This window comes from Streptomyces sp. NPDC028711 (genome assembly GCF_055565415.1).
This window is the reverse complement of sequence record NZ_JBVHUJ010000002.1, coordinates 610391-631940: the sequence shown is the minus strand read 5'-3', so window position 1 is coordinate 631940 and position 21550 is coordinate 610391. Positions and strand designations below refer to the sequence as shown.

Annotated in this window: 17 protein-coding genes and 1 pseudogene; 9 read left to right on the top strand and 9 right to left on the bottom strand. The window is 74.0% G+C overall.

Annotation, left to right across the window (positions count from 1 at the left end; translation table 11 throughout):
- The first annotated feature begins 325 nt into the window (after positions 1-325).
- Together ACZ4VK_RS08665 and ACZ4VK_RS08660 are read left to right on the top strand one after the other, a co-directional pair.
- Positions 326-1681: a D-alanyl-D-alanine carboxypeptidase family protein gene (locus ACZ4VK_RS08665; protein ID WP_468349915.1), complete on the top strand. Its 1356-nt coding sequence runs from the start codon at positions 326-328 to the stop codon at positions 1679-1681.
- Positions 1682-1701: 20 nt separating this feature from the next.
- Positions 1702-1890, top strand: a pseudogene (locus tag ACZ4VK_RS08660) (DUF6058 family natural product biosynthesis protein); the annotation flags it as partial.
- A 38-nt stretch (positions 1891-1928) separates the two neighbouring features.
- Here ACZ4VK_RS08660 and ACZ4VK_RS08655 read toward each other — a convergent pair.
- Both ACZ4VK_RS08655 and ACZ4VK_RS08650 read right to left on the bottom strand, forming a co-directional pair.
- On the bottom strand, positions 1929-4310 hold the full coding sequence (locus ACZ4VK_RS08655) for an ATP-binding cassette domain-containing protein (RefSeq protein WP_468349913.1): 2382 nt from the start codon (positions 4308-4310) through the stop codon (positions 1929-1931).
- Between the two features lie 120 nt (positions 4311-4430).
- Entirely contained in the window at positions 4431-4673 is a 243-nt protein-coding gene (locus ACZ4VK_RS08650; protein WP_389683348.1) for a DUF5133 domain-containing protein, read from the bottom strand.
- 176 nt (positions 4674-4849) lie between these two features.
- Between ACZ4VK_RS08650 and ACZ4VK_RS08645 the strand changes: the two genes are divergently transcribed.
- The gene (locus ACZ4VK_RS08645; protein WP_468349911.1) at positions 4850-5887 is read left to right on the top strand and encodes an NAD-dependent epimerase/dehydratase family protein; all 1038 of its coding nucleotides are present in this window, start codon (positions 4850-4852) and stop codon (positions 5885-5887) included.
- A gap of 240 nt (positions 5888-6127) precedes the next feature.
- Here the strand turns inward: ACZ4VK_RS08645 and ACZ4VK_RS08640 are convergent, their stop codons facing one another.
- Both ACZ4VK_RS08640 and ACZ4VK_RS08635 read right to left on the bottom strand, forming a co-directional pair.
- Positions 6128-6988, bottom strand: a complete 861-nt coding sequence (locus ACZ4VK_RS08640; RefSeq protein ID WP_468349909.1) for a glutathione S-transferase C-terminal domain-containing protein — start codon at positions 6986-6988, stop codon at positions 6128-6130.
- A 217-nt stretch (positions 6989-7205) separates the two neighbouring features.
- On the bottom strand, positions 7206-7352 hold the full coding sequence (locus ACZ4VK_RS08635; protein ID WP_468349908.1) for a hypothetical protein: 147 nt from the start codon (positions 7350-7352) through the stop codon (positions 7206-7208).
- A 109-nt stretch (positions 7353-7461) separates the two neighbouring features.
- Between ACZ4VK_RS08635 and ACZ4VK_RS08630 the strand changes: the two genes are divergently transcribed.
- The 4 genes from ACZ4VK_RS08630 to ACZ4VK_RS08615 all read left to right on the top strand — a co-directional run bounded on the left by ACZ4VK_RS08630 (position 7462) and on the right by ACZ4VK_RS08615 (position 11565).
- Positions 7462-7917, top strand: a complete 456-nt coding sequence (locus tag ACZ4VK_RS08630; RefSeq protein ID WP_468349906.1) for an RrF2 family transcriptional regulator — start codon at positions 7462-7464, stop codon at positions 7915-7917.
- A 158-nt stretch (positions 7918-8075) separates the two neighbouring features.
- Positions 8076-9455 carry an acyl-CoA dehydrogenase family protein gene (locus ACZ4VK_RS08625; RefSeq protein ID WP_468349904.1) on the top strand — a complete coding sequence of 460 codons (1380 nt, stop codon included), beginning with the start codon at positions 8076-8078 and terminating at the stop codon, positions 9453-9455.
- Between the two features lie 199 nt (positions 9456-9654).
- On the top strand, positions 9655-10527 hold the full coding sequence (locus ACZ4VK_RS08620; RefSeq protein WP_468349902.1) for a universal stress protein: 873 nt from the start codon (positions 9655-9657) through the stop codon (positions 10525-10527).
- A gap of 192 nt (positions 10528-10719) precedes the next feature.
- On the top strand, positions 10720-11565 hold the full coding sequence (locus ACZ4VK_RS08615) for a CAP domain-containing protein (RefSeq protein ID WP_468349900.1): 846 nt from the start codon (positions 10720-10722) through the stop codon (positions 11563-11565).
- A gap of 11 nt (positions 11566-11576) precedes the next feature.
- Here ACZ4VK_RS08615 and ACZ4VK_RS08610 read toward each other — a convergent pair whose 3' ends face one another.
- From ACZ4VK_RS08610 to ACZ4VK_RS08590, 5 genes are all read right to left on the bottom strand, one after another.
- Positions 11577-13214 carry a sigma-70 family RNA polymerase sigma factor gene (locus tag ACZ4VK_RS08610; RefSeq protein ID WP_468349898.1) on the bottom strand — a complete coding sequence of 546 codons (1638 nt, stop codon included), beginning with the start codon at positions 13212-13214 and terminating at the stop codon, positions 11577-11579.
- A 72-nt stretch (positions 13215-13286) separates the two neighbouring features.
- Positions 13287-13577, bottom strand: coding sequence for a hypothetical protein (locus tag ACZ4VK_RS08605; protein WP_468349896.1), 291 nt, complete (start codon positions 13575-13577; stop codon positions 13287-13289).
- Between the two features lie 168 nt (positions 13578-13745).
- The gene (locus tag ACZ4VK_RS08600; RefSeq protein WP_468349894.1) at positions 13746-15968 is read right to left on the bottom strand and encodes an NADP-dependent isocitrate dehydrogenase; all 2223 of its coding nucleotides are present in this window, start codon (positions 15966-15968) and stop codon (positions 13746-13748) included.
- A gap of 44 nt (positions 15969-16012) precedes the next feature.
- A complete protein-coding gene (locus tag ACZ4VK_RS08595; protein WP_468349892.1) occupies positions 16013-17080 on the bottom strand; it encodes a phosphatase PAP2 family protein in 1068 nt (355 codons plus the stop codon).
- Between the two features lie 215 nt (positions 17081-17295).
- Complete coding sequence (locus ACZ4VK_RS08590; RefSeq protein WP_468349891.1) at positions 17296-19137, bottom strand: glycoside hydrolase family 15 protein; 1842 nt, start codon at positions 19135-19137, stop codon at positions 17296-17298.
- 216 nt (positions 19138-19353) lie between these two features.
- Between ACZ4VK_RS08590 and ACZ4VK_RS08585 the strand changes: the two genes are divergently transcribed.
- Positions 19354-20121 carry a glycosyltransferase family 2 protein gene (locus ACZ4VK_RS08585; RefSeq protein ID WP_468349890.1) on the top strand — a complete coding sequence of 256 codons (768 nt, stop codon included), beginning with the start codon at positions 19354-19356 and terminating at the stop codon, positions 20119-20121.
- Between the two features lie 675 nt (positions 20122-20796).
- Positions 20797-21546 (top strand): glycosyltransferase, encoded by a 750-nt coding sequence (locus tag ACZ4VK_RS08580; protein ID WP_468349888.1) that lies wholly within the window; start codon positions 20797-20799, stop codon positions 21544-21546.
- Positions 21547-21550 lie beyond the last annotated feature (4 nt).

The window sequence follows — 21550 nt, the reverse complement described above, 5'->3', positions numbered from 1 at the left end:
ACTGACGCTCGGACCTCGGACCCGGCGCGGCGGAGAGACCGCCGACGGCGGGTCCGCCTCCGGTGGTCCCCGGGGACCTGGCGGGTCCGGGGACGGTCCCGGATGTCTGCTCGGCGGGAGGCGCTCCGATGGCTCCGGGCGGAACCGCGCTGCTCTGGTTCGGGTGTGAGGGCACGTCACAAGCATGCCCTGCGGCACCGACAGCGGGCCGACGGAGTGCGTACCACCCGGGCGGCCTCACGACGCGCCGCCGTACGCCACACCCGCTCCCCCGGTCGGCGCACTCCGATCTGCGCGTCCCGCTCCTCCTTCCTACGGTGGCTGAATGATCGTCACGTCAGCTGTCCGTCATGCCGCCGCCGGGACCGCGGCGCTGCTGTTCGTGCTGCCCGTTCCGGCGGCCGCCGCGTCCCCCGCCATCCCGGCCGAGTCCGTCACCTCCGTGACAGCGGCGTCCTCCGCCCTCGGGGATTCCCCAGCCGGTGCGGCCGGTGCGGTCGATGCGGTCGATGCGGTCGATGCGGTCGGGGAACCCACACCGCCCGCGCGGCAGTATGTCGACCGGGCGCGGCTCGACCGGAAGGGCACCCAGGTGCAGCGGCTGGCGGGCGCCCCCGCCGTGCCCTCGGTCTCGGCGCTGTCGTGGGTGGTGGCGGACGCGTCGTCGGGCGAGGTGCTCGCCGCGCGGAACGCCCACCGCAAACTGCCGCCGGCCAGCACCCTCAAGGCGCTGTTCGCCCTCACCGCGCTGCCCCGCCACGACCCGTCGGAGCAGCACGTCGTGGCCGATTCCGAGCTGACCGGAATCGGGGACGGCAGCAGCCTGGTCGGGGTGAAGGAGGGGTACACGTACAAGGTCTCCGACCTGTGGAACGGCGTGTTCCTCAGCTCGGGGAACGACGCGGTGCACGTCCTGGCCGCGATGAACGGCGGCTGGGAGGCGACGGCCCGCCAGATGCAGGAGAAGGCCCGGTCCTTGGGCGCCCTGGACACGAACGTGGTGTCCCCCGACGGCTACGACGCCCCGGGGCAGGTGTCCTCGGCGTACGACCTGGCGGTGTTCGGCCGGGCCGGGCTCCAGGACCCGGCGTTCACCCGGTACTGCTCGACGGCGTACGCGGACTTTCCCGCGGGCTCCTGGTCGTACGGCATCGCCAACACCAACCGGCTCCTTACGGGAGCGGACGGCGTGGCCCGCTACCCGGGGCTCATCGGGATCAAGAACGGCTACACGAGCAACGCGGGCAACACGTTGATCTCCGCGGCCCGGCGCGGCGACCGGACGCTGGTCGTCACGGTGATGAACCCCCAGGGCGGCGGCGGGCTCGCCGTCTACGAGGAGGCGCGGGAGCTCCTCGACTGGGGCTTCGAGGCGGCGGGACGGGTGCAGCCGGTGGGCTCGCTGCTTCCCGTACGGACGAAGGCGGCGAAGACGGCGGAGGCGAAGACGGCGCCGGGCGCGCGGGCCGTGGCGGCGGCCCGTGACGGGAAGGACCCGAAGACGGACGGGCGGGCGGCGCCTCGGGCCGGGGCGGAGGCGGCCGTCGCGGCCGGCGAGGACCCGGCGGGCGAGGACACCACCGCATCGGCGGGCCTTCCGCTGACCCTGGTGGGCTCGGCATGCGCGGCGGCGCTCGCCCTGTGGGGCCACCGGCGCAGGGCGGCCCGCCGGGCGGAGTGAGGACGACAGCGGGGGCCGAGGCTCTGGCGGCGGCCGGGCCGGACCCCTCTCCGGAGTGGCGTGCCGCGCTCCACGCGCGCGTGGACGAGCTCGACGCCCTGGAACCGGCGTTCACGGAGTACGACCGTCTGCGCTTCGGCGGCCCGACCTCTCGGGACAGGTGCGTGGACGCGCCACGAGCCCTGTTCCCGTACGGCGGCCCGGCGGCGGGAAGCCCCGGGCCGCCGGGCCCCCTCGTCTCGCCCCGTCAGGCGCCGACGTACGCGGCCAGGTGCTCGCCCGTGAGAGTGGAGCGGGCGGCCACGAGCTCCGCGGGGGTTCCCTCGAAGACGATCCGGCCGCCGTCGTGGCCGGCGCCGGGGCCGAGGTCGATGATCCAGTCGGCGTGGGCCATGACGGCCTGGTGGTGCTCGACGACGATGACCGACTTCCCCGAGTCGACGAGCCGGTCGAGGAGGCCGAGCAGCTGCTCCACATCGGCGAGGTGCAGACCGGTGGTCGGCTCGTCGAGGATGTAGACACCGCCCTTCTCGCCCATGTGCGTGGCCAGCTTGAGCCGCTGGCGCTCGCCGCCGGACAGCGTGGTGAGCGGCTGGCCGAGGCTGAGGTAGCCGAGGCCGACGTCGGCGAGCCGGGCGAGGATGCGCTGCGCGGCCGGGGTGCTCGCCTCGCCGGTGCCGAAGAACTCCAGGGCCTCGGTCACGGGCATCGCGAGCACCTCGCTGATGTCACGGCCGCCGAGGAGGTATTCGAGCACGGACGGCTGGAACCGCTTCCCCTCGCAGTCCTCGCAGGTCGAGGAGACGCCGGCCATCATCCCGAGGTCGGTGTAGATGACGCCCGCGCCGTTGCAGGTCGGGCAGGCGCCCTCCGAGTTGGCGCTGAACAGCGCGGGCTTCACTCCGTTGGCCTTGGCGAACGCCTTGCGGATCGGGTCGAGCAGTCCGGTGTACGTCGCCGGGTTGCTGCGTCGTGAGCCCCTGATCGGGCTCTGGTCGATCGACACGACGTCCTCGCTCGGCGGGATCGACCCGTGCACGAGCGAGCTCTTGCCGGAGCCGGCGACGCCGGTGACGACGGCGAGGACCCCGAGCGGGATGTCGACGTCGACGTTCCGCAAGTTGTGCGTGGTCGCGCCCCGGATCTCCAGGGTGCCGGTGGACGTCCGCACCGTGTCCTTGACGCCGGCCCGGTCGTCGAAGTGGCGGCCGGTGACGGTGCCCGCGGCCCGCAGTCCGTCGACGGTTCCCTCGAAGCAGACGGCGCCGCCCGCCGTACCGGCGCCGGGGCCGAGGTCGACGACGTGGTCGGCGATCGCGATGGTCTCCGGCTTGTGCTCCACGACGAGCACCGTGTTGCCCTTGTCGCGCAGCTGGAGCAGCAGGTCGTTCATCCGCTGGATGTCGTGCGGGTGGAGACCGATGGTGGGCTCGTCGAAGACGTACGTGACATCGGTGAGCGAGGAGCCGAGGTGGCGGATCATCTTGACGCGCTGGGCCTCGCCGCCGGAGAGCGTGCCCGCCGGCCGGTCGAGGGAGAGATAGCCGAGGCCGATCTCCACGAACGAGTCGAGGGTCAGCTGGAGCGCGGTGAGCAGCGGCGCCACCGACGGCTCCTTGAGGCCGCGCACCCAGGTGGCCAGGTCGCTGATCTGCATCGCGCAGGCGTCGGCGATGCTGATCCGCTTGATCTTCGACGCCCTGGCGCCTTCGGCGAGCCGCGTGCCGTCGCACTCGGGGCAGGTGGTGAAGGTGACGGCCCGCTCGACGAACGCCCTGATGTGCGGCTGCATCCCCTCCTTGTCCTTGGCGAGGAACGACTTCTGGATCCTCGGGATCAGCCCTTCGTACGTCATGTTGATGCCCGCGATCTTCATGCGGGTCGGCTCGTGGTGGAGGAAGGCGTGCAGTTCCCTCTTGGTGTACTTGCGGATCGGCTTGTCGGCGTCGACGAGGCCCGACTCGCTGTAGAGCCGGTAGTTCCAGCCGCCCGGGGTGTAGCCGGGGATGGTGAGCGCGCCCTCCGCGAGCGACTTGGAGTCGTCGTAGAGCTGGGTGAGGTCGATGTCGGAGACGGTGCCCCGGCCCTCGCAGCGCGGGCACATGCCGCCGGTGCGGTTGAAGGTGGCCTTCACGGCCTTCTTGTTGCCGACCTCGACGGTGATCGCTCCGCTGGCGCGGACCGAGGGGACGTTGAAGGCGTACGCGCTGGGCGGGCCGATGTGCGGCTTGCCGAGGCGGCTGAAGAGGATGCGGAGCATCGCGTTGGCGTCGGTCGCGGTGCCCACCGTGGAGCGGGGGTCGGCGCCCATCCGCTGCTGGTCGACGATGATCGCGGTGGTCAGCCCGTCGAGTACGTCGACCTCGGGCCGTGCCAGGGTCGGCATGAAGCCCTGGACGAAGGAGCTGTACGTCTCGTTGATCAGCCGCTGCGACTCCGCGGCGATCGTGTCGAAGACGAGGGAGCTCTTGCCCGAGCCGGAGACGCCCGTGAAGACCGTGAGCCGGCGCTTCGGGATCTCGATGCTGACGTCCTTGAGGTTGTTCTCCCGCGCGCCGTGCACGCGGATCAGGTCGTGCCGGTCGGCCGGGTGCGCCGGCTGCCTGTCCGTCCTGGGGGCCTTGCTCATCGTCGCTCCAGCTGTCGCGCGGGGTTCATGGCTGTCACGCTAGTGGCGGCCGGACGGCGACGCTTCTCAAATCCTGATCGATGGTTCCACTTGGGGGGCTCGTGCGCGGTTCGGTGCGGTTCAGGCCCCCGGGAGGCCTTCCAGGGCCTGCCGGGAGGGCGGGCGGGTTCCGGCCACATAGCGTTCGGCGGCGTGGACGGCCTCGCGGGCGGTGCGTTCTCCCATCAGGACGCACAAGGTGTACGCCGTGTCCTCGAAGCGCCGGCGCGCCGACAGGTCGCACGGCCTGGCCAGCACGGTCCGCTCCTGCGCGCGGTAGTGCCGGAGCAGCCGGTCGACCGTGTTCCTGTCGGGCAGCAGCATGGGGTCCTCCTGTCTCCTGAGTCTGTCCTGAGTCGCTCCATAGTCCCGGTCGTCCGCCACACTCGCGACCCGCACGGACACAGTGGGTGACGACGCCTCCTCGGCGCCGTTCGGGAACGGGTCCCGGGGCCCTGCCCGGCGTGCGTTTCGGCCGTGCATGGCGGAGGGTCGAAGACATGAACCCGAGCACGATTTCGCGGGTGGTCGTCACCGGCGCCACCGGCAATGTGGGCACGAGCCTGGTCCGGGTCCTGGCGGACGAGCCGCGCGTCGGCTCGGTCCTGGGGCTCGCCCGTCGCCGGCCCGACCTCGACCTCCCGGGGGTCGAGTGGGCCGAGGTGGACCTCTCCCGAGAGGGGGACGAGCCGCGGCTTGAGCGGTATCTGGCCGACGCGGACGCCGTCGTGCACCTGGCCTGGCGGTTCGGGCCGACGCACGATCCGGTGGAGACCTGGCGGTCGAACGTCCTGGGCTCGGTGCGCGTCTTCGACGCCGTCGCGGCGGCGCGGGTGCCGGCCCTGGTGTGCGCCTCCTCGGTGGGGGCGTACTCCCCCGGTCCGCCGGGTGGTGCCCCGGTGTCCGAGGCCTGGCCGACGCACGGCTGGCCGGGCGCCGCGTACACCCGTGAGAAGGCCTATCTGGAGCGGGTCCTCGACACCTTCGAGCGGGACCATCCGCTGACCCGGGTGGTCCGGATGCGTCCGGTCTTCCTCTTCAAGGAGGAGTCGGCGAGCGAACAGCGGCGGATCTTCGCGGGGCGGTTCTTCCCCGGCCAGCTGATGCGGCCCGAACTGCTGCCGCTGCTGCCGGAGTTCGACGGGCTGCGGTTCCAGGTCCTGCACACGGAGGACGCCGCGGACGCCTACCGGCGAGCGCTGCTGCGGGACGTCCGCGGGGCGTTCAACCTGGCGGCGGAGCCGGTGATCGACGGGACGACCCTGGGCGAGATGCTGCATGCCCGGCCGGTACGGGTCCCGGCGGCCGCGGTACGGGGCGCCCTGTCGGCGGCCTGGCACCTCCGACTCGCCCCGGCCTCCCCCGGCCTCTTCGACGCACTGCGGCACATGCCGCTCCTGGCGACGGAGCGGGCCAGGCAGGAACTGGGCTGGGAGCCGTCACGGAGTTCCCAGGAGGCCCTGGGAGCGTTCCTGCGCGGGGTCCGCGCCGGCGCGGGCGACGCGACGCGACCGCTGACGGGGCACCGGGTCGGCTAGGCCCTGTCGTCAAACTCCCGTCGTCGCCCGAAGGGCGGCCCTGCGGCGTCAGGTGCGTGCTCTCGGCGTGCCGGGCTCAAGTCCTCGTACTGGACGTACTTGGGCTTGTGCCCGGTGCGGCGAGAGCGCGTTGCATGGCGTCGCGGGGCAGGCGGGAGTTTGACGACAGGGCCTAGGGCCCCCTCCCCCGTCGTCCGGACACGCTCCCGGCGCCCCCGCCTCCGCGCCCGTGCCGGGCCGTCAGCGGGTCGGTGTCGGCCAGTCGACGAGGCTGATCGCGGCGCCCGCGGCCTCGCGGCCTCGGCAGTGGGTGCGGTGGTGGCGCATGAGCGCGCCGATGTCGAGGTGGCGGGCGAATTCGGGGCGGGTGGCCAGGCGGCGGGCGTAGGACCACAGGGCCGGGTGTGCGGCGACCCGGTCCATGGCCGCGGCGTCGAGGTGCCAGCGGTGGACGGTGTCGAGCTGGACCAGGGTGACCCAGACACGTACGTCGGCGGCGGTCGGCGCCTCCCCGAGTACGTACGGGTGGCGGGCGAGCCGGCGTTCCAGGGAGCCCAGTGCCGCGAACAGGACGGTGAGCGGGTCGCGGTGGGCGGCCTCGCCGTCGAGTCCGAGCTCCCCGGCCCGCTGTGCGGCCCGGTTGACGCTCCGCTCGCACAGGTCGGTGACGGCCTCGATCTCGTCCCGGTGCTCCTCGGGCAGCAGCTCGGGCCCGTCGCCCCGGAAGCGGAGGGCGAGGTCGCGGAGGATGTCGGCGGCATGGGTGCTGACGATCCGTCCGGTCCACCCGTCACTCAGGACGGGTGCGGCGGCCGGCCCGTCGTAGAGGTGCGCGCTGGCCTCGTACAGCGGGCGGAGAGCGGTGTACCCGCCGTCGGGCGCGTCGGGGGTGTCGGGCAGCACGGTGAGCGGGAGCGTGTCGTCGAGCCCCAGGAGGCCGTGAGTGACGGCGATGCTCAGACAGTCCGGATCGGACGGGGTGACATGGAGGCGGTAGCGGTGCGGCACGGCGTAGTGGCCGCTGCGCACGTCGCGGCCGATCCGGCCGCGGAAGGCGGGTACGGCGGAGGCGGGCAGCAGCGAGGACGGGACGACGGACATGGTTCTCCCTTGGGGTGCTCGGTGCTGGGTCCGGGCGGCGCGCGACGGCGCCGGCCGCGACGGCGCGCGACGGTGGCACCGGCCGACGGGGCCCGGAGGCAGCAGAGGTACGGGAAGGGCGAGCGCGGCGGGGCGTTCCCTGCGGCGCGACGGACGGGGCGGAGCGAGGCTTCCCCAGCAGCGCGGCGGGGTGAGCACGGTCCGCCACCCCGGCGTCTCAGCCGGTGGGACGAACGCCCCGGCGGGAGCGGCGACTCGCCGCGCTGCAGACCCGCAGCAGATCGATGTGGCGGCGGGAGGTCAGCGGCAGGGAGCGTGGCAGCCGCGTGGGGACCGTGGCGTCCCGCCGACCGCTGCGTCCCATGATTCCCTACCTGTTCGCTCGGTTTCCCGTCCCGAGTGTCCGACCGGGCGCGGACGGCGTCAAGGGCGCGGTTCGGGCCACCTCTCCCTCCGTGCGGGATAATGCGCGCATGCGCATTTCAGCCAGGGCCGACTACGCGGTGCGTGCCGCCCTCCAGCTCGCCGCCGCAGGGGACGCGGGGCCGCTGAAGGCCGAGGCCATCGCCGAGGGTCAGGGCATCTCGCACAAGTTCCTCGAGGGCATCCTCGGCGACATGCGCAAGGGCGGTCTGGTGCAGAGCCAGCGCGGCGGCAACGGCGGCTACTGGCTGGCCAGGCCCGCGGAGTCGATCTCGGTCGCCGAGGTCATCCGCTGCGTGGACGGCCCCCTCGTCTCCGTCCGGGGGGAACGGCCGCCGGACCTGTCGTACACCGGACCGGCCGAGTCCCTGCTCCCGCTCTGGATCGCCCTCCGGGCGAGCGTCCGCGAGGTCCTCGGGGTCTCCCTCGCGGAGGTGGCGGCGGCCGAGCTCCCGGCCGGAATCGTCGCACTCACGGACGACCCCGAAGCCTGGACCAACCCCTGAACGGGGAACCCCATCCCGCCCGGCCTGCGCCTTCTTGACCTTGTCTCACGCGCCGGGACGACCTTGTCCAGCCTGCGGACGCCTCTTGGGGCGGGACGGCCCTCTCTGCCAGTATCCCTACTATTCCAGTGGGGATACTAGGGATCATGTGAGGTGACGTGAGTACGCCGAGGAAATCGCCGAAGAGACCAGCGATACGCACCACCTCCGCCCCGGCCGGCGTTCCGGGTGACCATCCCACCGACCGGCCCGCCGACGACGAGATCTGGCCCCGCGTCACCCGCGAACTCGCCGACGACCTGGCCGTCGACGCCCTCGCCAGGGACCGGGCGGGGAAGGCACCCTTCGACGAGGTCGCCCGGCTCCAGGAGGCCGGCCTTCCCGCCCTGCTCACGGCACCGGGACCGGACCGGCGCGGTGCCGACTGGCGCGCGGCGTGTGCGGTCGTACGGGAGATCTCCGCCGCCGACAGCTCGGTCGGCGAACTCCTCGCCCACCACTACGCGCTCTCCTGGACCAGCCGCTTCTTCGGCCCCGCCGAGAGCGCCCGGCGGGCGCCGGACACCGGGCGGAAGTCCGGCACCGCGCCTCGCGCCACCGGACCCGCGCTCGACGTCCGTACCGCCGAGGAGCGCTGGCTGCTCGGCGGCGGTGTCGAGCCGCCGCGCGACGAGACCGGACCCGGACTCGTGCTCACCCCCGCCGAGGACGGCGACGGATGGCTCCTCGACGGGAGCCGTTCCTTCACCTCCGCCGTGACCGTGGCCGACCGGCTCGTCGTCGGAGCCCGTCCCGCGGGCACGGGCGAGCTGCTCGTCGTCCTGGTGGACCCGGCCCGGCCCGGGGTGTTCACCGACGGCGGGGCGGACCGGGTGGGCCAGCGCCTCTCGGGCGCGGGAACCGTCGCCTTCGACCAGGTGCCGGTGCGGCCCGAGGACGTCCTCGGCGCCCTCCCCCACGACGAGCACGCCGTCGCGCCCTTCACCACCCTCGCGCCGCCGGCCCTGCGGCTTCTCCTCGCCCACGTCGGCCTTGGCATCGCCGAGGGGGCGCTCGCCGAGGCCCGCGACCTCCGCAGGGCGGGGCAGGCGGGACCGGCATCGGCGGGACGCCTCGCGGGTGCGGACGGCTCCGAGCCCGTCGGCGGCGGGGACGACCCGTACCTCCTCCTCGCCTACGGGGAACTGGCCACGGCCGCGCACGCCGCCGCCGCGGTGGTGGAGCGGGCGACGGACGCCCTCGCCCACGGTCTGCGCGCCGCCCGCTCGCTCGGCGCGGAGGAACGCGCCGACATCGCCGTCCTGGTGGCGGCGGCCGAGACCGTCACCGGCCGGGCGGCCGTGCACATCACCACCCGCATCCTCGAACTCGTCGACGGCACGGCGGGCGCCGACGTCCGCACCGGCGGCCCGGGCTTCGACCGCTTCTGGCGCAACGCCCGTACGCTCACCGCCCCCACCCAGGCGGCCCACCGGCTCCGCGACATCGGGGACCACTACCTCAACGGCACCCACGCGCGGCTCACCCTGCTCGCCTGACCCGCGGGCCGCCGCACGCGTACGGCGGACGAAGGAGCGGACGAGGGAGCGAGCCAAGGCACGGACGCGGGAGCGGACGAAGGGGCGGAGGCATGTCGGGACGTCCGTCCCTCGCACCGGGCCGCCGATGGGCCCAAGCTGGGAGGACGAAGGCCCACCGCCCCGGCGGGCCCGGCACCGCACATACGGAGGTCCTCTGATGAGCCGTGAGATCGTCGCAGGAGTCGACGGTTCCCCGGAGAGTCTCGCCGCGGCCGACTGGGCCGCGCGCGAGGCCCTCCACCGGGCGCTCCCGCTGCGACTCGCGCACGCCTGGCGCTGGGAGCCGCTCGACCTGCCCCTGGTCCAGGACCGTCCTACCCAGGAGCGCGCCGCCGAGGCCGTCGTACGTGAGGCGGAGGCCACGATCGCCGGGCGCTACCCGGGACTCGCGCTCACGGCCGAGGTGCTGACCGACACTCCCCCCGCCGCGCTGCTCGGCACCGAGGCGGGCGCCGAGATGCTCGTCATCGGCTCGCGCGGCCACGGGGCCGTGGCCGGTTTCCTGCTCGGCTCGTACGGGCAGCAGATCATCGCCGCCGCCACCCGCCCCGTGGTGGCCGTCAGGTCCCGCGACGGCGATCCGGCCGAACCGCCCACGGGACACGTGCTCGTCGGTCAGCTCGGCGGCCCCGAGGACAGCGCCGCCGCGCTGCGCTTCGCCTTCGAGACCGCCGCCGCGCGGGGCGCCTCGGTGCGGGCCGTGCGCGCGTGGAGCCTCCCGGCGCTCTACGCGTACAGCCCTGCCTCGATGCGGCTCGCCGACGAGGCCGGCGGGCTCGTCCCGTACGAGGAGCAGGCGCTGCGCGAGGCCCTCGCGCCGTGGCGCGAGCGCTACCCGGACGTGCCGGTGACCGAGCACGTCGAGCTGGGCAGCGCCGGTCAGGTGCTGCTCTCCGCCTCGGGGGCCGCCCAGCTCCTGGTGGTCGGCCGCCGGGCCAGGCGGGGGGTCATCGGCCCGCGGATCGGTTCCGTGGCGCACGCGGCGCTCCACCTCGCGCCCTGTCCGGTGGCGGTCGTCCCGCAGGACTGAAAGGGTGCTGGGAGGTGTCCGGGCTGATCGGCGGGACACCCCCGGGTCGATGCGGCGCGACGCGCCGGGTTGACCCGTCATGTTGACGAGGAGTGTCGGGGCGGACGGGGCCGGAAAGAGTTACCGCCGTCGCCCCGGTGGCTCTCCCCAGCGCCGGACCGTCCGGCGACCACGGCGAGAGAGCGGAGTTCCATGCGGTACGACGACCGTCCCGGCGACCCCGAAGGCCCTGAACGCGCCGACCGTCTCCCGTACTCCGACGGGTCGGCACCCGAGTCCGTACCGGCGGAGGACCCGGCGGCCCGCGCGAACGGGCGGCACCGCAGGCGCGGCGTGCCACGGCGCCCGCCGCGCCGTCCGTCCTTCCGTACCGCCGTCACCGCCGCCGGAGCCGCGACCGCCGTCCTGACGGTGGCGACCGGGATCTACCTGGCCTACCCGGCCGCCGGTCCCACGACCGTCGCGCCCGTCACCCTTCCGGCCTCCCCCACCGCCGGAAGCGCGCCGGTCCCGACGGGCAGGCCCACGGCCGGGCGGGCGGAACCCATGGCGGTGCCGGAGCCGGCGCGGGAACAGCAGCCCGTACTGTCCCAGGAGCAGGAGCGGCGGCCGGGTGTGTCCACGGGCGCCGAGGCGGCGGCGGGGAAGGCCGCGCGGTTCGTCCGTGATGTCATCACCCTCGCCAACGCCGAGCGGGAGCGGGCGGGTTGCGGTCCGCTGCGCGACGAGAGCCATCTGCGGGCCGCCGCCCAGGGGCACGCCGACGACATGGCCGCCCGTGACTACTACCGGCACGAGAGCCCGGAGGGCCGCGACGCGGGCGACCGCATGAGCCGGGCCGGGTACGCGTGGTCGACGTGGGCGGAGAACATCCACCGGGGTCCGAAGACCCCGGCCCGGACCATGGACGACTGGATGGAGAGTCCCGGCCACCGGGCGAACATCCTCAACTGTTCCTTCAAGGACATCGGGGTCGGGGTGGCCCTCACCGCCGACGGCCCCTGGTGGGTGCAGAACTTCGGCGTCGCCAAGGACTGAACTCCGGGGAGTCAGGAGGCGGGAGCGGCCAGCTTCTGCACCCAGATCGTGCCGCCGGGACCGGGCACCGACGCGACTCCGGTGTCCCGGTAACGGCAGTCCAGCATGTTCCGCTCGTGCATCGCGCCGTCCGTCCAGCCGTCGACGACGGACGCCGGATCGGCCGCGCCCCGGGCGAGGTTCTCGGCCCACGCGCTCCAGTCGTAACCGGCGGCGGTGATCCGCGCGTCCGCGAAGTCGCCCTCGGGGTCGGCGTGTCCGTAGTAGCCGCGCGCGGCCATGTCGCGGGCGTACCGGCGGGCCGCCTCGGTGAGCCGGGGGTCGACGCGCAGCGGCGCGCAGCCCGCCGCGGCCCGGAGCCGGTTGACGAGGCCGGTGACCTGTTCCCCGGTGTCGGGCGTCGGCGTGGGCGTGGGGCGGGCGGTACGGCGGGGGGCCGGCGGAGTGGTCGTCGGGGCCGGCGCGGCGACGGTGGCGGCCGGGACCGGGGTCGTCGGGGCCGGGGAGGGTGGCGCGGGCGGCGCGGCGGCGGGCCTGCCGGGCTTCACGCGCGCGTGCGGCTCCTGCGGTACGAGCAGGGTGACGGCCCCGAGGACGGCGACGGCCGCGGCTCCGGCGAGCGCGGCGCGCCGGAACGACGGGCGGGGGGAGACGGTCTCGAAGGCGCCCGGGCCAGGGGCGTGGCCGTCCCCGCCCGGTGCGGCGGGCGCGACGGGCTCGGAAGCGTGGCCGTCCCCGCCCGGTGCGCCGGGCGCGACGGATTCGGCGCTGTAGCCATCCCCAGCAGGCGCTCCGGTCGCGACGGACGCTCCCGCGTCCCCGCCCCCCGCCACGAGGCCAACCGGTTCGAGCGTTTCGCCGCCCGTGAACCCGGCGGCGAGCGGGGGGACGAGCCCGAGGCCCACGAGGAGGCCTTCGACGGGGGCGAGGCCGCTGCGGCCGGTCACCCGGGCCGTGCAGACGGCGCAGCCCCGCAGGTGGCGGGCGACGCGCTTGCGCCAGAGCGGGGACGGGCGGCCGTCCCAGGCCGTGACGGTCTCCGCGAGGTCCGGGCACGTCGGCAGGGCGTCGAGGGCACGGACGACGGCCCGGCCGGTCTCGAGGCGTTCCTTCATCCGCTGGACGCGGACGGCGGCGTGCCGGGGGGAGATCCCGCCGAGGCCCTCGGCGAGTTCGGCGCGGGTGAGCTCGCCCGCGGCCTCCAGCCACCAGAGGGCGAGGAGTTCGCGGTCGTCCTCGTCGAGCCAGCGGGTGGCGCGGGCGACGTCGCGGCGCTGTCCTGAGAGGCCGAGCCGGAGGATCGTGACCTCGGTGAAGTCGCCGGCCGGGTCAGGGAGGCCGGTGGCCCGGTCGAGGCCGGGCACGGGCGCCTGCTGGCGTTCGCGCCAGCGGCGCCGTATCCCGTTCATGGCGATGGCGACGAGCCAGGACCGGAAGCGGGCCGGGTCGCGGAGGCCGGTCAGGCCGTCCAGGGCGCGGACCATCGTCTCCTGGACGATGTCGTCGGTGTCGGCGTGGCCGTCGAGGGCGCGGCCGACGATGTTGTGGACGAGGGGCAGATACGCGCGTACCAGTGCGTCCTTGGCGTGCGCGTCACCGGCCCTGGCCGCCTCCACCAGTGCGGTGGTGCGGCGCTCGTCGCTGTGCATGGATCTGCTCCCTCGTCCCTGGTCCGGGTCCCCGTCGTTCGGAGACCCGTGGGCGGGGGAGGGATAACACTTTCACACCGGTGGGACGGGCACGGACGGGACCGTGGCCCCGTTGCCCTGCCGGACGGCCTCCACGACGGCGTCGTGGAGATCTCGGCTCTCCTCCTCGCTCGCGCACGGAACGGGACTGCCCGACATGGTGAACCAGTCGGACGCGCCGCTGTACTGCACGGCCACGCGTGCCTCGTCCTCGGCCCAGGTCGTGTGCACGGTCACATCGCCCGTGAGGGCGCCGGCCTCGTCGGTCAGCACCCCACCTCGCCCGGTGTAGACACCGGCGGTCGTCCAAGATGCCCAGCTCATCCATCCAGGTTCACACCCGGACGGCGGATGCGCCACCGACGGGACCGCCCCGGCCGGAGGAGTTCCGGCCGGGGCGGTACGGGTGGTCTCGCGCCGTTCGAGCGGGGGACGCGAGCGTCTCGCGCCGTTCAGGCGGGGGTCACCACGGTCTCGTGTGTCTCGCGCCGGTCAGGCGAGGGACGCGACGGCCTCGTTGAACGTGGCGGACGGGCGCATCACGGCGGCGGCCTTCGCCGGGTCGGGCTGGTAGTAGCCGCCGATGTCGGCCGGGGAGCCCTGGACGGCGACGAGCTCGTCGACGATCTTCCGCTCGTTGGAGGCGAGGGTCTCCGCGAGCGGGGCGAAGGCCTTGGCGAGCTCCGCGTCGTCGGTCTGGGCGGCCAGCTCCTGGGCCCAGTAGAGGGCGAGGTAGAAGTGGCTGCCGCGGTTGTCGATACCACCGAGGCGACGGGTCGGCGACTTGTCCTCGTTGAGGAAGGTGCCGGTGGCGCGGTCGAGGGTGTCGGCGAGGACCTGGGCGCGGGCGTTGCCCGTGGTGGTCGCGAGGTGCTCGAAGCTGGCGGCCAGGGCGAAGAACTCGCCGAGGCTGTCCCAGCGGAGGTAGTTCTCCTTGACGAGCTGCTGGACGTGCTTCGGGGCGGAGCCGCCGGCGCCGGTCTCGAAGAGGCCGCCGCCCGCCATGAGCGGGACGACCGACAGCATCTTGGCGCTGGTGCCCAGCTCCAGGATGGGGAAGAGGTCGGTCAGGTAGTCGCGGAGGACGTTGCCGGTGACCGAGATGGTGTCCTCGCCGCGGCGGATGCGCTCCAGGGAGAACTTGGTGGCCTCGACCGGGGACAGGATCTGGATGTCCAGGCCCTCGGTGTCGTGCTCGGCGAGGTACGTCTTCACCTTGGCGATGAGCTGCGCGTCGTGGGCGCGGTTCTCGTCCAGCCAGAAGACGGCCGGGGCGCCGGTGGCGCGGGCGCGGGTGACGGCGAGCTTGACCCAGTCCTGGATGGGCAGGTCCTTGGTCTGGCAGGCGCGGAAGATGTCGCCCTCGGCGACCTCCTGCTCCAGGACGACGTTGCCCGCGGAGTCGACGAGGCGGACGGTGCCGGCCTGGGCGATCTCGAAGGTCTTGTCGTGGGAGCCGTACTCCTCGGCCTTCTGCGCCATGAGGCCGACGTTCGGGACGGAGCCCATGGTCGACGGGTCGAAGGCGCCGTGGGCGCGGCAGTCGTCGATGACGACCTGGTACACGCCGGAGTAGCTGTGGTCCGGGAGGACCGCGAGGGTGTCGGCCTCCTGGCCGTCCGGGCCCCACATGTGGCCGGAGGTGCGGATCATGGCCGGCATCGAGGCGTCGACGATGACGTCGGACGGCACGTGCAGGTTGGTGATGCCCTTGTCGGAGTCGACCATCGCCAGGGCGGGGCCCGCGGCGAGCTCGGCCTCGAAGGAGGCCTTGATCTCCTCGCCCAGGTGCGGGACGGAGTCCAGGCCCTTGAGGACGCCGCCGAGGCCGTCGTTCGGGGAGAGGCCGGCGGCCGCGAGGACCTCGCCGTACTTGGCGAAGGTCGCCGGGAAGAACGCGCGGACGACGTGGCCGAAGACGATCGGGTCGGAGACCTTCATCATCGTGGCCTTGAGGTGCACGGAGAAGAGCACGTTCTCGGCCTTGGCGCGGGCGACCTGCTCGCTGAGGAAGGTGCGCAGGGCGGCGGCGCGCATGACGGCGGCGTCGACGACCTCGCCGGCGATGACCTTCAGCGGCTCGCGGAGCTCGCTGGTGGTGCCGTCGGCGGCGGTGAACTCGAAGCGGAGGGTGTCGTCCGCGGTGATGACGGTGGACTTCTCCGTGGAGGCGAAGTCGTTCTCGCTCATCGTGGCGACGTTCGTCCTGGACTCGGGGGTCCAGGCGCCCATGCGGTGCGGGTGGGCCTTGGCGTAGTTCTTCACCGAGGCGGGCGCGCGGCGGTCGGAGTTGCCCTCGCGCAGGACCGGGTTGACGGCCGAGCCCTTGATCTTGTCGTAACGGGCGCGGACGTCCTTGTCCTGGTCGGTCCGCGGGTCGTCCGGGTAGTCCGGGAGGGCGTAGCCCTGCGCCTGGAGCTCGGCGATCGCGGCCTTGAGCTGCGGGATGGACGCCGAGACGTTCGGCAGCTTGATGATGTTGGCGCCGGGGGTCTTGGCCAGGTCACCGAGCTCGGAGAGGGCGTCGGGGATGCGCCGGCCCTCCTCCAGGAACTCGGGGAAGACGGCGATGATGCGGCCCGCGAGGGAGATGTCCCGCGTCTCGACCGTGACGCCGGCCTGCGAGGCATACGCCTGGATCACGGGCAGGAACGAGTACGTCGCCAGGGCAGGCGCCTCGTCAGTGTGGGTGTAGATGATGGTCGAGTCAGTCACCAGGGTGCTCCGCTCCACGTCTGCGTATGCGAGATTGCTCGACATCAAGATATCTCGTGATCGAGGTCCTCGGTAAAGGGGCCCACGAGCTCGGCGTCCGGAGGCACTCCCGCGGCCTCGACGAAGGGTCCGCCGAGCCCGTACGGGACGGGGGGGCCGTCGACGTCGACGCGGCGGAGCAGCGCGAGCAGGACGAGGCCCGCGGTGGCGACGACGCCGGCGGCGAGGGCCTGGCCGCAGCGGTGGGCGAGCCGGAGCTCGGCGGGGTCGTAGGGCGCGGTGGGGGGCAGGTCCAGGGTGGCCCCGAGGAGCCAGATGCCGACGCCGAGGCCGCCGGCGGCGATGAGGGCGAGAGTCAGGGTCGCGGCGAGGGCGCCGGGGCCGCGCCGGGCGCCGGGGCGCACCCTGCCCTTGCGGGCGAGGAAGGCGACGCAGCCGGCGTGGACGGCGAGGACCACCAGGGCGGCGGCGATGACGTCGCCGGGGCGGTGGCGGCCGGCCGCGAGGGTGTACGCGGAGACGGCGACGGCCCAGAGTGTGCCGGCGCCGACGGCGAGGCCGCGCAGCCGGTACGGGACGACGAAGGCGAGGCCGAGGGCGATGCCCAGGGCGAGCGTGGTCTGGGCGCTGGGGAAGCCGCTCGGGACGAGGGCCCCGCCGGTGTCGAGGAGGCGGGGGCGGGGTGCGTACCGCTGGAGGAGTCCGGTGAGGGCGAGTGCGGTGACGACGGCGCCGGCGGCTATCCCGGTGAGGGCGTACCGCTTGCGCACGATCCCGGTGGCGAGGAGCAGGACACCGCCGATGACCAGGGAGAGGGTGGTGAGCCCGGCGAGCGAGGGGTGCTCGCGGAGCAGGGTGGCGGCGGTCGTGTCGGCGCGCCGGCCGGTGACGGCGGCGTCGCCCCAGCGACGGCCGGTCGCGGTGAGCACCAGGCCCGCGTAGACGACCGTGAGGACGAGGACGGCCCCGAGGCAGGCGTGCCGGGTCCGGGTGCGGACCCGTGCGCGGAACGAGCCGGGCGCCTCGCCCGCCACGGCGGCGTACCACCAGGTGTGACCGGTCTTCAGCGGCCTCGGGGAGCCGCCCGCACGGAACCTGTCGTAGGAAGCCATGCCCTGATTCGAACCCACGGGCGGCGGCCCCGCCCGCTGGAGGCACCCGAACGACACGCCGGACGGGCACGGCGGTGAACGGGTGGGGCGGTGAGCGAGTGCGGGCTCCGTCCTGGCGGGGTCGCAGGGCCACGGCCTCCGGCTGCCCGGCGGATGTCGACCCCGGCGGAGTCACCCGGTCACGGCCTCCGGCGCCCCGCCGGGGGTCGGCGCGATCATGCCGCGGCGAGGGGACCGTACGGCGTACGGTCACGGCGGCGCGAGCCGTACAGCGTGAACGCCGTGTTCACCAGGGCGACGTGGCTGAGCGCCTGGGGCATGTTGCCGAGCTGGCGGCCGGCCAGCGGGTCCCACTCCTCGGCGAGGAGACCGACGTCGTTGCGGACGTCGAGGACCCGCTCGAAGACGGTTCTGGCCTCGGCGGGGCGGCCGGTCATGGCGAGCGCGTCGGCGTACCAGAAGGTGCAGGCGACGAAGGTCCCTTCGGTGCCGCCCAGGTCGTCGAGCTCGTGCCGCCCGCCCTCCCCCGCGTCGCCGTACCGGCGCAGGAAGCCGTGGTCGTCGAGCCGCTCCATGGCCCGTACGGTGCCGAGGACCCGGGTGTCGTCGGCGGGCAGGAAGCCGAGCCGGGGGATCAACAGGGCGGTGGCGTCGACCTGGTGGGCGCCGTAGTACTGGGTGAAGGTGCCCTGTTCCTCGCTCCAGCCACGGGCGCAGACCTCGGCCCGCAGTTCGTTCCGCAGGGCCTGCCAGCGGCGGAGGGAGCCGCGGAGCCCGGCGACGCGGGCGAGGCGCACGGCACGGTCGGCCGCGACCCAGGCCATCACCTTGGAGTGGACGAAGTGGCGGCGCGGTCCCCGGACTTCCCAGATGCCCTCGTCGGGTTCCTGCCAGCGTTTGCCGAGGTACTCCAGGAGCGAGGCCACCAGGGCCCAGGCGGTGGCGTCGAGGGCGACCCCGGCCCGGACGGCCGAGTAGACGGTGTTGAGCACCTCGCCGTAGATGTCGAGCTGGAACTGGCCGACGGCCGCGTTGCCGAATCTGACGGGACGTGAGTTCTCGTACCCGGGCAGCCAGTCGGCGTCCGTCTCGGGAAGCCATCGCTGCCCCTCGACCCCGTACAGCGGCTGGAGGTCGGCGGGGTCGCCCGCGACGGCCCGGACCAGCCAGTCGTTCCAGGCGAGCGCCTCCCTTCGGCAGCCGCCGCGCAGGAGACAGGAGAGCGTGAAGGTGGAGTCGCGCAGCCAGCAGAAGCGGTAGTCCCAGTTGCGCTGCCCGCCGATGGACTCCGGCAGGGACGCGGTGGCCGAGGCGACGACGCCGCCGGTGGGGGCGTAGGTGAGGGCCTTGAGGGTGAGGAGGGAGCGGATGACGGCCGCCCGCGCGGGCCCCTCGTAGCGGAGTGCGGCGGCCCAGTCGTTCCAGAAGGCGAGGGTACGGGCGAGGGCGGCGTCGAGGCCGGCGGCCGAGGCGGCGGGGGGCGGCGGCGCGTGCGAGGGGCGCCAGCCGAGCACGAACGCCACCCGGCGGCCTGCCGTGACGGTGAACTCGAAGGTGGTGCGGTCCGGGGTGACGACGGGTTCGGCGCCGGGTCCGCAGGAGAGGTAGGCGGCGTCGGGTCCTGCGACGGAGGCGACGGTGCGGCGGTCGAGGGAGCGGGTCCAGGGGACGATGCTGCCGTGGTGGAAGCGGACGCTCAACTCCCCGTGCACGGCGACGCGTCCGGCGATTCCCTCGACCACACGGACGATCCTCGGGGAGTCCTCGCTGGGCGAGCGCGGGGGCATGAAGTCGGTGATCCTGACCGTTCCGCCGAGGGACTCCCAGACGGTGTCGAGGACGAGCGTGTCGCCCCGGTAACTCCTGCGCGTGCAGCGGCTTTCGCCGACGGGGGCGAGGAGCCAGCGGCCGTGCCCCGGATCGCCGAGGAGGGCCGCCAGGCAGGCGGGCGAGTCGAACCGTGGGGCGCACCACCAGTCGACGGACCCGTCGGTCCCGACGAGCGCGGCGGTCTCCAGGTCACCGACGAGGGCGTAGTCCTCAATTCGCCCTGCCATGACGGGATTGTATGCCTCCTGGGAATCGCGGGCGACGCGACCGGGCATCACCTTCCGCGCGTCCGCATAGCGTTTCACCGTCCTTGACGGGGCCACCGCGGCGCAGGATTCTGAAAGGCACGGGATTCCCGAGAAGGTGGTGCTCCGAAAAGCACGGGATTCCTGAGGACGTGGTACTTCGAAGAGCACGGGACCGCCGCGCGGAGGGCCGTATCCATGAGCAGCGATGCGCATCCCCTGCGCCGTTCGACGGATCGCGCGCCCGGTTCCGGCGCGGGAGCGGTCAGTCTCGTCCTCACGGTCCGCCCCGGCGACGGCGACCCGGCGCTCGACCTGCTCCTGGGCCAGGTGCCGCCGAGCGTGCGGGACGTGGTCCTGGTGGGCGGGCCGACCGGGGGCGACCGGTCCCACGCCGGGCTCACCGTGCGCGGACTGGGACCCTGGGACTCCGCGGGGGGCGACATTCCGCACGCCGGACTCCTCGCCGCGACCGGGGACCTGATCGTCCTGATGAACGCCGACGGCAGCATGTCGCCGCACGAGATCCCGCATTTTCTGCACTATCTGGAAAGCGGTTACGACTTCGTCAAGGGATCGCGGTTCATCGCGGGCGGGGATTCCGCCGACTATCCGCTCTCGCGGCGTCTCGGACACCGCGCGCTGCTGCGGGTCGCCCGCCGGCTGTACGGTCAGCACCTGACCGACCTCTGGTACGGATTCTGCGCTTTCCGGCGCTCTTTCGTGGACCTCCTCGATCTGCGCGAGGACGGTGTCGAACTCGGCGCGGAACTGGTCACGCACGCCCTGCACTACGGATTGCGGGTCGCCGAGGTGCCCAGCCGTGAACTGCCGCGCCGTGAGGGCCCGTCACACCCCCGCACCGTCCGTGACGGCGCCCGGATCCTCGGCACGCTCCTCGACGAGCGGCCGCACAACGCCCTCCGGCGGCTCGCCCACCGCCCGCTCCGCTCCTCCTCTGGTTGACGAATCACCCCAAGGGGTGCTAACCGTGGAAACAGCGTTATTTCAGGACGGAAAGACCGATCAGGCAGACCCTGGACCGCGGGCGCGCACCCTCGGCGGGGTCGGTCGCCGGAAGAGGCTCGTCGTGACCTCCACTCCCCTCGGCCGAGCGTCGGCGGCACCCGGACCGCATCCTCTGCGGCGGGTGACCGACTGGCCCCTCGCCGACGCCCGGCGCCGCTCGCTCTGCCGCTCCGCCCACCACCCCGCCGCCCACCCGGCACGCCGGGCCTCCGACCGGGTCACCGCCGCCGCCCCTCCGCCGCGGAGCCGGGCGTGCAGGCCGCGCGGTGCCGCGCGCAGGCGTCGTGCCCGTACGACCCACACCCGCACGGCAGGGCGCGGCCGCGGCTCCGGCTCCGGCTCCGGCTCCGGCTCCGGCTCCGGCGGACCAGCCGAGCCGTCCGAGCCAGCCGGATCAACCGGGCCGGCTGGGACAGCCGAGCCGCCCGGACCAGCCGGGCCGTCCGGGCCACCCGACCCTTCCTGGCCGTCCCGACCAGCCGCAGCGGCCGCACCGGCCCCACCCCGTGACGGCGCCGCGCGCCCGCGTCCCGCCCTCACCACCCCCGTACCGAACCCCCGCGCGACCGTGCGCCCCGCGCCCCGCGCCCTCCCCCGAGGAGGCGAGGCGTGATGGCCGCCGCACGCGCGCACGCACCGCTCCCCCGCCGGCTCGTCCGCCCGCCGGTGGAACTCGAACTGCTGATCCCGGCCTTCAACGAGCAGCGCCGGCTGCCGTCGACGGTGGCCGCGACCGTCGACTACCTGACCGGCAGGCCCTGGTCGTCGGCGGTCGTCGTGGTCGACAACAACAGCGCCGACGGCACCCTCGACGCCCTGGAGCGCTTCACCGGCTCCCCCGTCCCCGTCCACGCCATCGGGTGCGGCGACCAGGGCAAGGGCGCGGCGGTCCGGCGCGGCATCGCGACCTCGTCGGCCCGGTTCATCGGCTTCGCCGACGCCGACAACGCCACCCCGGTCGAGACCCTGGACCGGGTGATGGAACTCCTGCGGGCCGGCCACGGCGCCGTCATCGCCTCGCGCCACGCGCCGGGCGCCCGTCTCGAGGTCGAGCAGTCGGCGCTGCGGCGCGGCGGCGGTCTGCTGTTCCGCACGCTCGCGCGTCTGTCGCTGCCCGGCGTCACGGACACCCAGTGCGGTTTCAAGTTCTTCTCCGGCAGGCTCGCCCGCGCGGTGGTGCGCGACTGCCACGTCGACGGCTTCGCCTTCGACGTGGAGCTGCTCGCCCGGGTCGTCCGCGCCGGACGGGACGTCGTGGAGGTGCCGGTGGTCTGGCACGACGTACCGGGTTCGACGTTCTCGGTGCGGCGCGACGGACTGCGCTCGATGGCCGATCTCCTGCGCATCTCGCTGGCCCGGTGATCCC